The organism is Runella sp. (genome assembly GCF_027484545.1).
GTDB lineage: Bacteria > Bacteroidota > Bacteroidia > Cytophagales > Spirosomataceae > Runella.
Genome location: NZ_JAIXST010000304.1, coordinates 1 through 13,275, shown reverse-complemented (window position 1 = coordinate 13,275; position 13,275 = coordinate 1). Strand labels below are relative to the sequence as shown.

General features: G+C 43.2%; 15 protein-coding genes. 7 read left to right on the top strand and 8 right to left on the bottom strand.

Translation table 11 applies throughout. The features are described from left to right. Positions 1–19: 19 nt before the first annotated feature. From Q0081_RS27040 to Q0081_RS27030, 3 genes are all read right to left on the bottom strand, one after another. Positions 20–769 carry an isoprenyl transferase gene (locus Q0081_RS27040; protein ID WP_298360946.1) on the bottom strand — a complete coding sequence of 250 codons (750 nt, stop codon included), beginning with the start codon at positions 767–769 and terminating at the stop codon, positions 20–22. Positions 770–843: 74 nt separating this feature from the next. Further along, on the bottom strand, positions 844–2,229 hold the full coding sequence (locus tag Q0081_RS27035) for an MATE family efflux transporter (protein ID WP_298360944.1): 1,386 nt from the start codon (positions 2,227–2,229) through the stop codon (positions 844–846). A 5-nt stretch (positions 2,230–2,234) separates the two neighbouring features. Beyond that, positions 2,235–3,146, bottom strand: a complete 912-nt coding sequence (locus Q0081_RS27030; protein ID WP_298360942.1) for a WD40 repeat domain-containing protein — start codon at positions 3,144–3,146, stop codon at positions 2,235–2,237. Positions 3,147–3,200: 54 nt separating this feature from the next. Between Q0081_RS27030 and Q0081_RS27025 the strand changes: the two genes are divergently transcribed. Beyond that, positions 3,201–3,839, top strand: coding sequence for a 4'-phosphopantetheinyl transferase superfamily protein (locus Q0081_RS27025; protein WP_298360939.1), 639 nt, complete (start codon positions 3,201–3,203; stop codon positions 3,837–3,839). Position 3,840: 1 nt separating this feature from the next. Here Q0081_RS27025 and Q0081_RS27020 read toward each other — a convergent pair whose 3' ends face one another. Next, positions 3,841–4,689, bottom strand: coding sequence for a transglutaminase-like domain-containing protein (locus tag Q0081_RS27020; protein ID WP_298360937.1), 849 nt, complete (start codon positions 4,687–4,689; stop codon positions 3,841–3,843). A 93-nt stretch (positions 4,690–4,782) separates the two neighbouring features. On the opposite strand from Q0081_RS27020, the gene galE reads away from it, so the two are divergent. Beyond that, entirely contained in the window at positions 4,783–5,817 is a 1,035-nt protein-coding gene (gene galE / locus Q0081_RS27015) for a UDP-glucose 4-epimerase GalE (protein WP_298360935.1), read from the top strand. 14 nt (positions 5,818–5,831) lie between these two features. Next, on the top strand, positions 5,832–6,887 hold the full coding sequence (gene rfbB / locus Q0081_RS27010) for a dTDP-glucose 4,6-dehydratase (protein WP_298360933.1): 1,056 nt from the start codon (positions 5,832–5,834) through the stop codon (positions 6,885–6,887). Between the two features lie 93 nt (positions 6,888–6,980). Here rfbB and Q0081_RS27005 read toward each other — a convergent pair whose 3' ends face one another. Beyond that, positions 6,981–7,859, bottom strand: coding sequence for a YitT family protein (locus Q0081_RS27005; protein WP_298360931.1), 879 nt, complete (start codon positions 7,857–7,859; stop codon positions 6,981–6,983). Between the two features lie 160 nt (positions 7,860–8,019). Here Q0081_RS27005 and Q0081_RS27000 point away from each other — a divergent pair, with 160 nt between their 5' ends. After that, positions 8,020–8,595, top strand: a complete 576-nt coding sequence (locus Q0081_RS27000; RefSeq protein WP_298360929.1) for a 1-acyl-sn-glycerol-3-phosphate acyltransferase — start codon at positions 8,020–8,022, stop codon at positions 8,593–8,595. A 31-nt stretch (positions 8,596–8,626) separates the two neighbouring features. Here the strand turns inward: Q0081_RS27000 and wecB are convergent, their stop codons facing one another. From wecB to Q0081_RS26985, 3 genes are all read right to left on the bottom strand, one after another. Beyond that, positions 8,627–9,739 carry a non-hydrolyzing UDP-N-acetylglucosamine 2-epimerase gene (wecB, locus tag Q0081_RS26995; protein WP_298360927.1) on the bottom strand — a complete coding sequence of 371 codons (1,113 nt, stop codon included), beginning with the start codon at positions 9,737–9,739 and terminating at the stop codon, positions 8,627–8,629. Beyond that, on the bottom strand, positions 9,736–10,071 hold the full coding sequence (locus Q0081_RS26990) for an arsenate reductase (RefSeq protein ID WP_298360926.1): 336 nt from the start codon (positions 10,069–10,071) through the stop codon (positions 9,736–9,738). The genes wecB and Q0081_RS26990 overlap by 4 nt, the downstream gene beginning before the upstream one ends. 83 nt (positions 10,072–10,154) lie before the next feature. Further along, positions 10,155–11,270, bottom strand: coding sequence for an alkane 1-monooxygenase (locus Q0081_RS26985; RefSeq protein WP_298360924.1), 1,116 nt, complete (start codon positions 11,268–11,270; stop codon positions 10,155–10,157). 228 nt (positions 11,271–11,498) lie between these two features. Between Q0081_RS26985 and Q0081_RS26980 the strand changes: the two genes are divergently transcribed. The 3 genes from Q0081_RS26980 to Q0081_RS26970 form a co-directional block, all read left to right on the top strand. After that, complete coding sequence (locus tag Q0081_RS26980) at positions 11,499–12,248, top strand: hypothetical protein (RefSeq protein WP_298360922.1); 750 nt, start codon at positions 11,499–11,501, stop codon at positions 12,246–12,248. A 9-nt stretch (positions 12,249–12,257) separates the two neighbouring features. Next, a complete protein-coding gene (locus Q0081_RS26975; protein WP_298360920.1) occupies positions 12,258–12,671 on the top strand; it encodes a hypothetical protein in 414 nt (137 codons plus the stop codon). Continuing rightward, the coding region (locus Q0081_RS26970; RefSeq protein WP_298360918.1) for a histidine kinase at positions 12,668–13,275 on the top strand (608 nt) is incomplete at its 3' end. The genes Q0081_RS26975 and Q0081_RS26970, both read left to right, overlap by 4 nt.

The following is a 13,275-nucleotide window of genomic DNA, read 5'->3' as shown; positions in this document are numbered from 1 at the left end:
TAACGGTAAAAGAAGGGGTTTATTTCGCTTCGGTCAGAATCTGTTCGCTGGTTTTACCAAAACGTCTTTCGCGTTGTTGGAACGCTAAAATAGCTTGTTCGAGGTGATTACGACGAAAGTCGGGCCAAAATACCTCATCATAAAAATAGAGTTCGGCGTAAGCCAATTGCCATAATAGAAAATTACTGATTCGATGATCCCCTCCCGTACGCAGCATCAAATCCACTTCGGGGCGGTCTTTCGTTGAAAGTTTAGCATTCAGTAAGTTTTCATTAATATCTTCGGGACGGAGGCGTCCTGCCTGTACTTCACGAGCTAATGCCTGAGTAGCCTGCAAAATATCCCATTTTCCACTATAACCAAGTGCTAAAATCAAGTTAAGACCCGTATTGTGTTTGGTCTTTTCCATGGCTTCATGCAACTCTTTTTGACACGATTTAGGCAGACTGTCCGTATCACCGATGGTATCCAATTTGACGTTGTTCTTTTGCAAAGTAGGAAGTTCATCTGCAATGGTATGCACCAACAGTTCCATCAAAGCTCTCACTTCTGCTTCCGGACGGCCCCAGTTTTCAGTCGAAAAGGCGTATAATGTCAGATATTTGACTCCTAATTCCGCACAGCCCTCAGTGGCTTCACGGACAGCTTTAATGGCATTTCGATGTCCGAAAACCCGCATCGCACCCCGCTGCTTGGCCCAACGACCATTTCCATCCATAATAATGGCGATGTGTTGGGGTAGTTTATTACGGTCTATTTGTTCTTTCATTCGCACGTAAAAATGGGTTGCAAATTTAGGGAAATTATCAGGGAATCAAAAAGATAAAGTAGAGGCACACCCCACTAAACCTTCTTCATCTTCCACTTTCCGCGTCTAAAAAGCACTATTCCGACTACGGCTAACAACGATTCGCTGATAGCAATGGAAATATAGACCCCGTCAGGGCCAAAATTCAATTGTTTTGCCAATAAATACGCCAAAGGAATTTCGATTGCCCAAAAACAAACTAAATTCATCAACGTGGGGGTTAAGGTATCTCCTGCTCCATTGAAAGATTGGCTGATGACCATGCCATAAGCAAAAAATAAATAACCCAAACAAACAATGCGCAAACAACTGACTCCTGTAGCAATGGTAACAGGGTCGGTATTGAACCATGCAATAATCGAACCTGCAAAGACAAAAAATACGATGGCTACGATGGCCAAAAACAGAAAATTAAAAAAAGCTGCCCGCCAAACCGAAGTCTCGGCACGTTCAGGCTGGTCAGCACCTAAGTTTTGCCCTACCAGCGTTGCGGCAGCGTTAGCCATTCCCCAGGAAGGGAGAATAGTGAAAATAATCACTCGAATCGCAATGGTGTAGCCTGCCACAGTCTGAGGTCCAAAATCTGATAAAATCCGAGTAAGAAATACCCAACTGGCTGATCCTATCAAAAACTGCCCCGTTCCACCCGCTGCTACACTCAGAAGATTGCGAATAATGTCAAAATCGGCCCGCATTTGAGTAGCCAATACCCGTACAGCGCCTTTGCCTTTCGCAAGTGCATACAGCTGATAACACACCCCTGCCGTGCGCCCAATCGATGTAGCAACCGCAGAACCTGCTACTCCCAATTCGGGAAAAGGCCCCAAACCAAAAATAAAGACCGGACAAAGCACGATATTGAATCCGTTGGCAATCCAAAGCGAGCGCATCGCCACGGCAGCGTCTCCTCCACCCCGTAAAACACCGCTCAGAGTGTACAGCAAAATAATAGCGGGACTGCTGGCGAAAATAATCCGCGTAAAACCGGCGCCCGATTGGATGAGTGTCTCACTGCCCCCCATTGCCCGCAAAATCGTTTCGGCTCCAAAGAAACCTGCCGTCCCCACGGTTATTCCTAAAACTAAAGACACTAAAATCACCTGAGCCGCCGCATGACCCGCTTCTGCCAATTGCTTTTCTCCTACCCGTCGTGCTACAATGGCGGTAGCTGCCGTGCTGAGACCGATGGCAACTGAATATACCAAAGTTAAAACCGATTCAGTCAGCCCAACGGTGGCTACTGCGTCGGTACTTACTTTTGATACAAAAAATATATCCACTACCGCAAACAACGACTCCATGACCATCTCTAAAATCATGGGTACTGACAACAAAAAAATGGCGCGGTTGATACTTCCGGAGGTATATTCCTGTTCTTCGCCTTTGATGGCTTGGAGTAATAAATCGAAGAATTTTCGCATGGCTATTAGGTTAGAGTTTTTATGTCCCAAACAGAGATTCGCTTGTCATCACTGGCCGAAACCAGCTGATTATTAAAATTTGTCCATAACAGTTTATTGATTGAAGTACCGTGCCCGGCGTGGCGTGCGCGGTCAATTACTTTAAGAAGTCGAAAGGTAGTAGCATCCCAAATTTTAATGGATTTGTCCATACTGCACGAAGCAAACAAGTGTGAATCAGGGCTGTATACTACATGATTAATGGCAAATAAATGAGCCACGACGTCTTTATACAAACTGTATTCTTCAGAAACATTCCAGATTTTTAAGTGCGCATCTCTACTTCCCGAAAGCAAATACTTGCCATCTGGCGAATATTGTAGTGAAAAAACCGAATTGGTATGGGATACAAGCGTTTGCCGAAGTTCCAAGTCATCCACTCCAAATACTCGAATGAGATTGTCGCTGTATCCCACCGCAACTTCTCTCGTTTGTGGATTGACAGCAATACAGCGAGCACTTTGGGTAGAAGCTTTCAAATATTTGCGAACGGCAAACTCTTCCTTATTCATCACCAAAACCACCCCATCTGAAAGGGCCACAAATGCCTGATTTTCAAAAAACAGGATGTCAAACAAAGCAGCGGAAGTCAATTGGACAGAAGAAATGATTTGTTTGTTTTGTGGGTCAATCACCTGAATTCCCTCGTAATTCTGGCCTAACCACAAATGATTCTGCTCCGGGTCGTACGCCAAAGCATAAACGGAGGCAGGAACTTGGGCAATTACTTCTCCCCAATCAGGGCGCGTTAAATCCCACTGCACAATCAAACCATCGCCTCCCGCTGAAAAAAAACGATTCGACACTTCAGAAGGCTGTATCGCATACACACAGTCGCGATGACCGGAGAACGTATCTATTTTCTGAACTTGAAGCATAAAACGTAGAAACAGACTTATTTTTGTGCAAAGTTAAACCATAACATTGCTTATATGCCTATCGTTCGTCGGTGGAGTGTTTTTGATGAATGCGACATTTTGATTTGGGAGATAACCGACCAAAGAGAAGAACTGCAAAAAGGCCTCGTGGCAAACCCCGAAGAATGGGAAGAATATCAAAGCATTTCGCACCCGCAAAAACAATTGGAATGGCTCAACGGACGGCGTGCCATGCAAACATTGATTGAAAGCAAAGATTGGAAGTACGAAGGAATGGTCAAGGATGACTACGGAAAACCCTATTTAAAAAATAAAATAGCCGAAATTTCACTCACCCATACGGCACATTACATCGTAGTAGCAACCCATCCAAACTCATCAATTGGCGTTGATTTAGAGCGAGTTGCTCCAAAATTAGCTCGTGTTGCCCCTAAATTTTTGTCTGATTCAGAAATCCAATATGCGGGCGATAATTTAAAAAGACTCTGTACGTATTGGTGCGCGAAAGAAGCCATTTATAAACTTCACGGCACCCGTCAACTGAGCTTTAAAGAAGAAATCCCTATCAGTTCATTTTCGGACGATGCCATTTTTTTGATGGGTTTTATCCATCACTTACATACTCCTATACAGCAAAGTCATCAACTCCACCGTTTTGAAATTGATGACTTTCTGGGCATTGTTGCTGTCTGATTTACTGTTCCAACGGCTCGCTCAATATAACTGCCATTCTTTCCACTTCTTTTACTTTGTCGGTGTCTCCCGTTTTTTCAAAAGCCAATGTCAAGTTACGAAGTACCCGTTTGAGAATATCCAAATTACTGCAAGGCTGATAAAATGTTTCGTTGGATTTCAAATTAAGCTGCGCAATATAGTGGTCAATGTCCGACCGCATAAATACGAGTCCTTTGTTGAACACATTGATGTAAAACTGCACAGCATCTTTTTTGTAGGTCAACACAAACAGATTGGGTAAATTGACACCATAAACGGGCATATTGAGTCGTTGCGCAATAATCATATAGATGCAGCACAAAGAAATCGGATTTCCTTTTTTGGTTTCCAACACCACATTAATCATAGAATTGCTTGCCGAGTGAAAATTTTTGGTGTTTGAACCAAGCTTTAATTTCGAAAAAAACACATGATTTAATGCCCTGATCTGGTCGATAGGATGCATATCCAACTTGAATTCAAGCCAGGTTTCGTAATAAAATTGCTCAAAATCACCTCGCAATTTTTCCAATGATAAGTCAGGATACTGATAAGTGGCTACCACCCACAGTCCTTCCAACAAATCAATCGCGCCACCGTTGTACCAATTGGTCAACCGCTCAATGGTAAGTTCGTACTGAAGTTCATGAATCAACTCCTCAATCCGGCGTTGAACGTTCGGGTTAAACCCTGCGCTTTCCCACTCATTCTCTAAAAATGGAATGATTTTCCCCCCTTGCTGCCGAATTTCGCTTTCAATCAAACGAGACACCTCTCTGTCGTCATCGTCTAAGAGCGAAACCAAGGCTTTGATTTCTTGTTCTGTCATGGGTCAAAGTCAGTGAAACTCGCTTTAAAGAAAAACAATTTTTTTTCAGCACCCAAATTTTATAGTTTTGTCTCTCAATTTTCTACACACTGAATGAAAATATTGGTCACGGGCGGAGCCGGGTTCATCGGCTCTCACACAGTCGTCGAACTGCATCAAGCGGGTTTTGAACCCATTATCATTGACAATTTCAGCAATTCGGAAGAGAAGGTCTTAACCAGACTTGAAAGCATCATTGGTAAACCAACGGTATGCTACAAAGCTGATTGTAACGATGAAGCAACGCTGCGCAGCATTTTCAAAAAAGAGCAATTAGACGGCGTTATCCATTTTGCAGCGAGCAAGGCGGTCGGAGAATCTGTTGAAAAACCGCTAATGTACTACCAAAATAATATTGGCTCTACCTTGCTTCTGTTAAAAATCATGCAGGAATTTGGGGTAAAAAACTTTGTTTTTTCTTCTTCCTGTACGGTCTATGGTCAACCTGATTTTCTTCCCGTAACCGAAGAAACGCCTCGTCAGGAAGCTGCCTCTCCGTATGGAAACACGAAGCGCATCTGTGAAGATATTATTCGCGATGTAGTGACATCCAAAGCAGAATTAAAGGCCATTTCATTACGTTACTTTAATCCCATCGGTGCCCACGAATCAGCAGAAATCGGTGAATTACCCCGCGGTGTTCCGAGCAATTTGGTTCCTTACATCACACAGGCAGCTACAGGATTACGCGAAAAGCTGACCATTTTCGGTAATGATTATAATACAGTCGACGGAACCTGTATCCGTGATTTTATCCACGTAGTTGATTTGGCCAAGGCACACGTAAAGGCACTGAAATTATTGGCTACCATTGAAGGCGACACCTACTATGATGTGTTTAATGTGGGTACGGGTGAAGGTGTTACTATTTTACGATTGATTGAGACTTTTGAAAAAGTAAATAATGTAAAACTCAATTACAGCATCGGGCCTCGTCGGGCAGGTGATATTGAGCAAATTTATGCCCAGGTAGATAAATCACAGCAGGTGATGGGTTGGAGTGCGGAAAAAACACTGGAAGATTCGTTGAGAGATGCTTGGCGGTGGCAGCAAAGATTGGCAGAAGGGAACACTAAAGAGGCAGTTTAAAAGTTAGAAATTCTATGAAAAAAATACTCATCACCGGTGGAGCAGGATTTATTGGCTCTCACGTTGTTCGACGATTTGTAACCAACTACCCAAATTATCATATTTTTAATTTGGACGCTCTTACGTATGCCGGCAACTTGGCTAACTTAACCGATATTGAAGAGCAGCCAAACTATACGTTTGTCAAAGGTGATATTACGGATGCTGCTTTTATTGAGGAACTTTTTACAGAACATGATTTTACTGGCGTTGTTCACTTAGCGGCCGAATCGCACGTGGATCGGTCTATTTCTGACCCCATGGCATTTGTGTTAACCAACGTAATTGGAACGGTCAATTTATTGAATGCTGCCCGAATTACTTGGAAAGGCAAAGAAGAAGGACGTCGTTTTTACCATGTCTCGACGGATGAAGTATATGGAGAATTACATGACCCGAACGAGTTTTTTTTAGAAACTACCAAATACGACCCTCGTTCACCTTATTCAGCTTCCAAGGCATCGTCAGATCACTTTGTAAGAGCCTACAACAATACCTACAAACTACCCGTAGTAATTTCCAATTGCTCTAACAACTACGGTCCGAATCACTTTCCTGAAAAGTTGATTCCGCTTATTATTAACAACATTGGAAATAATAAACCGCTGCCGGTCTATGGCAAAGGAGAAAATGTGCGCGATTGGCTCTACGTAGAAGACCACGCACGAGCTATTGATTTGATTTTCCACGAGGGCGTCAATGGAGAAACCTACAACATCGGCGGTTGCAACGAGTGGAAAAACATTGATTTAGTGCATTTGCTTTGCAATATCATGGATGAAAAACTCGGCCGTGCGCAAGGCACTTCAGCTCAATTGATTACCTACGTCACCGACCGTGCAGGCCATGATCTTCGCTATGCGATTGATGCTACCAAACTAATGAATGAATTGGGTTGGAAACCTTCGATAACTTTTGAAGAAGGATTGACAAAAACAGTCCAATGGTATTTGGATAATCAAAAATGGCTGGATGATGTTACTTCCGGAAATTATCAAAAGTATTACGAAGGAATGTACACCGACCGTTAGTTGAACGAATCTATTTTACAAAATCCCTGATGTGTCAGTAAGCGATTCATCAGGGGTTTTTCATTTTAACTAACAGCCCAATCGCCGTTTCTTTTAATGCAGAGCTCTTTCTTTGACAATTCCTCCACGGGCGTCGTCTATGCCATGCTGAACCACAAACGCAAGTGGGTCTATTTCAGCAATGGCATCACGTAACCTGCTTACTTCCAAACGGGTTACCACTGAATACAACACTTTAGTTTCCTGGGCCTGAAGACCGCGCTTACCGAAGCCTTTTTCGCTGTTGAGTACGGTTACTCCTTTGTTAAGTTTTTCCGAAATCATTTCTCTGATTTCTTCATGATGATCAGACACAATCAGTACCGCAGTGTACTCTTCGATACCGTGAATGATAAAATCAACGGTTTTAGAGGCCGTAAAGTAAGTTAACATCGAATAGAGCGCAATGTCAACTCCTAAAAAATAAGCCGCCGCTGAAAAAATAAAAATATTCATTCCCAAAATAATATCTCCTACTCTGATGGCAGAGTTGCGACGACTGATAAGCAAAGCAGCAACTTCAGTTCCGTCCAAAACAGCCCCGCCCCGCATGGCCAATCCGATGCCTGCGCCAATAAAAAATCCACCAAAAACCGAAGTAAGTAATAGGTCAGGTGTAACGTCAGGAAACTCTACCAAGGCCAGGCAAAGCGCTAAACCCGCAATAGCGCAGGTGCTTTTGATAGCAAACGCCAAGCCGATTTGACGATAGCCCATTACGATAAACGGCAAATTGATGATTGGAATGAGAACAGCCAAGGGAATTTGTAAGGTAGAAGACAATAACATGGATATTCCGGTAACGCCGCCGTCAATAAAATGGCTGGAAAGCAAAAATCCTTTCAGCCCCAATCCTGCACTAAAAATACCGGCGATAATAAGCACGGCATCCTTTACTAAGGAACGTTTTGTAATGCCCTGTATAGGTTTCATAGCTTGAAAATGATAGAAATTAAGTGGTGGCTCTATAAATTCTAACGCAGGATATAGAATATCGTTTCGTTGTTCCCAAAAAAGCTATTAAAGATAAGCAGTAATTGTTGTTGAAACCGAAGTAGGGTTTTACATTTGGGGTAACCTAACCCTTCATAGTATGAATTGGCTTTTTTCACTTCTCTACCGCCTTGCAGGCTGGAGTACCCGTGGCTATGTCCCCAAAGGTTTAAAGAAAGCCATTTGGGTCGTAGCCCCTCATTGGAACAATTGGGATTTTTTCGTAGGATTAGGCGTAAGAGCCGTTATAGGAATTTATATTGGCTATTTAGGAAAAAGTACGCTGTTTAAATGGTATTCCGCTTGGTTTTTTCGAGGGTTGGGAGGCTACCCCGTCAATCGTACTCAATCCACCAATCTGGTTGATTCGGTAGCGGAGACTTTTCAAAAAAATGAATCCATTCATATTGCTGTTGCCCCCGAAGGAACTCGCAGCAATGTTTCTAAACTCAAGACCGGTTTTTATTTCATGGCACTGAAAGCCCAAGTTCCTATTGTGTTAGTGGGTTTTGATCTTACCCGAAAGTGCGTTGTTTTTGGAGATGTGATTTATCCCACCGGCAATTATGTCAAAGACATGAAACCTGTTTATGACTTCTATTTAACCATTCAAAGCCCTAAGAAAGAATGGCTCCAGAATTATGAACAGACAGGTGAAATTCCGTTACCAAAATAAAGTGTAAACTTGTTGCGCGGGATGGTTTGGATTATCTCTGTTTCAAAAACTCTATAATTCGCTCACTTGCACAACCGTCACCGTACGGATTATTGGCTGTAGACATTTGATGATAAAGTGTGGGATTATTCCATAACTCATTTATTGACTGCACAATAGAAACACGGTTGGCTCCAACGAGCTTTACCGTACCTGCTTCCACAGCTTCGGGCCGCTCGGTGGTATCACGCATCACCAATACAGGTTTTCCCAAACTTGGAGCCTCTTCCTGTACGCCGCCCGAATCGGTCAGAATTACCCAACTTTGTTTCATTGCATACACAAAATCAGCATAATCCATGGGAGCAGGCAAATGAACGTTCGGCAGATTACCCAAGAGTTCATAAACGGGTTGTTGAACATTAGGGTTGAGGTGAACGGGATACACTATTTCCAATGCCGGATTTTGCTCAGCCAATTCACGTAATGCTTCACAGATTTGAATAAATCCATCCCCAAAGTTTTCCCGCCGATGGCCCGTTACGAGTAAAGTCTTCCGTTGAGAAGCAAAAACCGTTTTTATCGAATCCTCTATCTTTTCAGAAAACTGAGCCACTCGTTTGCTTACGTAAAGCAGCGCATCAATCACTGTATTGCCTGTTTTGACAATGGATTCAGGTTTTACACCTTCGTGCAAAAGGGCCTGTACATTTCGGTCGGTGGGAGCAAAAAAACAGTTGGCCAAACGGTCGGTGATAAGTCGGTTGGCTTCTTCCGGAAAAGGCGATTGAAGATTTCCCGTCCGCAATCCAGCCTCTACGTGGCCTATTTGAATGCCTGCATAAAATGCGGCCATCGAAGTAGCCATACAGGTAGTAGTATCTCCATGAACCAAGACCAAATCAGGGCGATAGGATTGAAATAACTCCCTCATGGCCGTCAAAATTCGACAGGTAACATCGGTCAAATCCTGCCCGGCCTGCATGATATTGAGGTCAAAATCAGGCGTAAGCTCAAACAACTCCAGTACTTGGTCAAGCATCTGACGATGTTGGCCTGTTACGCACAGTTTGTGTTCAAAATAAGAATCCTGTTGCAATCTGCGCACTAAAACTGCCATTTTGATGGCTTCAGGGCGGGTACCAAAAACGGTCAGAATTTTCATATTCCTTCGGGCTTCCAACCGATTTTTATAATTTGACCATCCCGTTCAACGACGGGTCTTTTGATAGCTGAAGTATTTTCGAGCAGGAACGCAAGGGCGCTGTCGGCATCCTGAATAGTCGCTTTTTGTTCCTCCGAGAGATTTTTAAATGTAGTTCCCGCGCGGTTGAGGAGGGTTGTCCAATTCGTTTGGCCCAGCCAATTTTCAAGTTTTTCGCGGGTAATTCCCTGTTTTTTGTAATCGTGAAATTGATAATTTGTTCCGTTGGCTTTGAACCAATTCAACGTCTTCTTAACCGTATCGCAGTTAGGGATTCCGTAAACAATAAGCATAATTTTCAGTCGGGTTCAAAAAGCCCAAAAGTAGAGAACTTTTTTTAGTCTAGATGTTTTTAGGTGGAGAAATACACCAAAGACTAAGCAAACTCTCTTTGTATCTGTGAGATATGCTGTGCATCATACGCGTTGGTTTGCCACTGTTCGAGGCGTTTGTCCATGACTGAAAACCACAAGGGGGGTACCGTAGCCATCAGTATCATGAGTGGATACCCAAAAGGCAATTGCGGGCTTTCGTCAAAATGCCGCAATACCTGATACGGCCGCGAAGCATACGCGTGATGGTCGGAATGACGTTGAAGTTGAAAAAGCACCAGATTACTGAATAAATGATTGGCATTCCACGAATGCAGTGGATTGACGCGTTCGTACTTGCCGGGAGCAATTTCACGGCGCATAATCCCATAATGCTCAATGTAGTTCACGCTTTCCAGCAACAAAATGGCCACCGTACTTTGCCCAAAGAAAAATGGTAGTACTTCCCACGCAAAACGCCCAATCATCAGGCTTCCCAAAGCGGTCAATGCACCGCCAAAAACCAGAGGCAGCACAACCGCCCAAATCATGTTATTTTTTGCACTCCAAAAAGGAGCTTTATTTCTTTCAAGCAAGCGTTTTTCAATCGCCAGAGCACTTAGAAAACTACCCGTAATGCTCTGCCACCAAAACGCATAGATCGATTGTCCTTTACGCGCTGTGGCCGGGTCTTGGGGCGTAGCAACCCATACGTGATGGCCGCGGTTATGTTCAATAAAAAAGTGCACATAGCATACCGTCATCAACGTGAGTTTTGCGTGAAATTGTGCCACTTTACTACTCCGATGTCCCAATTCATGGGCTACGTTGATCATGGTTCCTGAAAAAATCCCTAACGACAATACATACCCTATCCATTGAAACAGTGTCATTTCATAGGTTAAAATGGCTATCACCGCCAAACACAACTGAAACAGGTGTACATACACCAACGAATAAACGACAGTGTCAAAAAAACGATCGTTCATCAGCCGTTCAAAATCTTCTTTGGAAACGTTGTTTTTATCTTTCCCCAGAAGCGCATCCACCAACGGCACCAAACCATAAGCAAACACAACTGTTGTCCAGGTAAATTGCCCATGGGTGAGAAGAAACACTCCATTCGAAAGCAAAATCATGAGGTAGATGGACAAAAAGCCGAATTTTTTAAAGGGGTTCATGAGGGTATTCGATTAGCCTGCCTAAGATATTTTTTGTTGCTCAAAGTTAATATAAATCAGCATCCTGACCTCAAACTTTTTGACTTTGACCACAAACTCAACTTCATTGGTCACAAACCTTTGCGAAAGCGCCCATCACAATATTGTTTTGTATCACTCAACCAGCGAGCCTGTTGACAGCCCTGAAAACGTTTACAATCCTTTGAAAACATAACCTGTACAACCTTTATGAGATTATTATTTCTGTTTTTCCTGATTTTTTTAGGCACATTTATCAAAAGCAACGCCCAGCAAGATTCGGTCATCATTCCCGATCCGGATGAATTTCAACGACATTCTCATTTTTACATTGGAGCGCCGTTTATCAACTTTAACGGAACTCACTATCCACACCTGAAACAAGCATTTAACAGTCAGGGCATTGGCTACTTAACAGTCCAATTCAATACCATTGCTTCCTACGGCGGCGCTTTACAGCGAGGTCGTTATAAGTTTGGGGCGGAAGCCATCTATGGGCTTCCGAGTACCGATACCAAAAAGCAAACCAAAGTCACGGGGAGTTATATTGCTTACTCGCTGAATGCCGGCTACACCGTTATTTTTGAGCGAAATCGGCAATATTTTATCAACATAGGCATAGGTAGGATCGAATCCGCCGTCAGTGTGTATTCAACCGATGCCTCCCAGGCAGTTGCTTTCAACAATCTTCTTTCGACATCCATCGTTGGGCAATCGCCCGCGTTAGTACACAAAAATACCTTTTTTGAGATTTCACTGGAACGAACCATTCGGCTTACCCGCCCCGTCAGCCTAAACCCGGTCTTTCGGATAGGCTACCGCATGGGTCTGAACACTGTACCGTGGAAAACAGACAATAATATCCGTCTTTCCAACGCTCCCGTTGACCGAATGCATCAGGTATTTATCCAAAGCATCTTCGTCATCAGCAAAAGCCATAAACGGAAGTCAAAAATCTGATCTATAGTTATGAAACTCCGAACAATTATGTTGCTCTGGCTTTGCTTTCCAGGTTTTGGAGAGGAGCCTCCTCCCACCGAACGGGGAGTAATGGTACTCTACCGAAGAAAAGACTATTTCGGATCAGACTTTACCATAAAAATCAATAATCAATTGATTACCCAAAAATTCAGCAACAATGAATACTTTCGACTCGAAGTTCCTGTCGGAAAAGTGAAAATTGATACCGAAGGCGGTTTTATTACGGATAAGAAAAGTATGTTATTTTCGGTCAAATCCAACGAAACTGTCTTTCTCAAGGGCATTGTAGATTATGATTATCTAAGCAACGCCCTGTATTTTAAACGCACTGATAGTGAACAGGCGGCAAAGGAAATAAGCAAAACAAAATTGGACGAAACCGCCATCAAAAAAATCGAATGAAACGTTTTTCAAACTCATTCAGTCGTTTCATATTTCTATTAGTTGCGGTAGTTTTCATCAGCTACCTGAGTTATCTGTTGTACGGTAGTCTGAAAGCACAATTCGGAGAAAATTGGGAGAGTTTTGGTGGCTTTTTCAAATTTCTGTTGAGTTATGTGCTATTGATTGCGGGAGTTTGGCTACTCGGGTGGCTCAACTACCAAGGCCCTTTTCGATGGTGGTTTTTATCTTCTGAAAAAAAGTGGTGGTATTGGACTTGGATTGTAGGAGTCGCATGGCTTCTTTTTGAACTTCTCCAACTTCGCCAAGGCCATGACAGTGAGTTTGTTGATGAAAACAGTTTAGTTACCCTTGTCTTGATGGGAATCATTATTGGCTTTGGCTACATCGCCGATGCTTTTCGGGTGAGAAGGGAGCAATTAGTGTTGCAGCAACAAAAAACGGAAGCTGAATTGAGTGCCTTAAAATCGCAAATCAATCCTCACTTTTTGTTCAATACCCTCAATACGATTTACAACGAAGCCGCTGCCGCTGAAAATGACACGGTGGCCGATTTGGTCCAACAACTCGCTGGTATCATGCGCTTTACGTTACAGGAATCAGC

What these genes read in the sequence shown, in the direction of transcription:
- galE (WP_298360935.1), top strand. Translation starts at nt 4,783, where the DNA reads ATGAAAATATTGGTCACGGGCGGAGCCGGGTTCATCGGCTCTCACACA.
- Q0081_RS27030 (WP_298360942.1), bottom strand. Translation starts at nt 3,146, where the DNA reads ATGCTTCAAGTTCAGAAAATAGATACGTTCTCCGGTCATCGCGACTGT.
- wecB (WP_298360927.1), bottom strand. Translation starts at nt 9,739, where the DNA reads ATGAAAATTCTGACCGTTTTTGGTACCCGCCCTGAAGCCATCAAAATG.
- Q0081_RS27005 (WP_298360931.1), bottom strand. Translation starts at nt 7,859, where the DNA reads ATGAAACCTATACAGGGCATTACAAAACGTTCCTTAGTAAAGGATGCC.
- Q0081_RS27020 (WP_298360937.1), bottom strand. Translation starts at nt 4,689, where the DNA reads ATGACAGAACAAGAAATCAAAGCCTTGGTTTCGCTCTTAGACGATGAC.
- Q0081_RS26975 (WP_298360920.1), top strand. Translation starts at nt 12,258, where the DNA reads ATGAAACTCCGAACAATTATGTTGCTCTGGCTTTGCTTTCCAGGTTTT.
- Q0081_RS26985 (WP_298360924.1), bottom strand. Translation starts at nt 11,270, where the DNA reads ATGAACCCCTTTAAAAAATTCGGCTTTTTGTCCATCTACCTCATGATT.
- rfbB (WP_298360933.1), top strand. Translation starts at nt 5,832, where the DNA reads ATGAAAAAAATACTCATCACCGGTGGAGCAGGATTTATTGGCTCTCAC.
- Q0081_RS27035 (WP_298360944.1), bottom strand. Translation starts at nt 2,229, where the DNA reads ATGCGAAAATTCTTCGATTTATTACTCCAAGCCATCAAAGGCGAAGAA.
- Q0081_RS26980 (WP_298360922.1), top strand. Translation starts at nt 11,499, where the DNA reads ATGAGATTATTATTTCTGTTTTTCCTGATTTTTTTAGGCACATTTATC.
- Q0081_RS27040 (WP_298360946.1), bottom strand. Translation starts at nt 769, where the DNA reads ATGAAAGAACAAATAGACCGTAATAAACTACCCCAACACATCGCCATT.
- Q0081_RS26990 (WP_298360926.1), bottom strand. Translation starts at nt 10,071, where the DNA reads ATGCTTATTGTTTACGGAATCCCTAACTGCGATACGGTTAAGAAGACG.
- Q0081_RS27025 (WP_298360939.1), top strand. Translation starts at nt 3,201, where the DNA reads ATGCCTATCGTTCGTCGGTGGAGTGTTTTTGATGAATGCGACATTTTG.
- Q0081_RS27000 (WP_298360929.1), top strand. Translation starts at nt 8,020, where the DNA reads ATGAATTGGCTTTTTTCACTTCTCTACCGCCTTGCAGGCTGGAGTACC.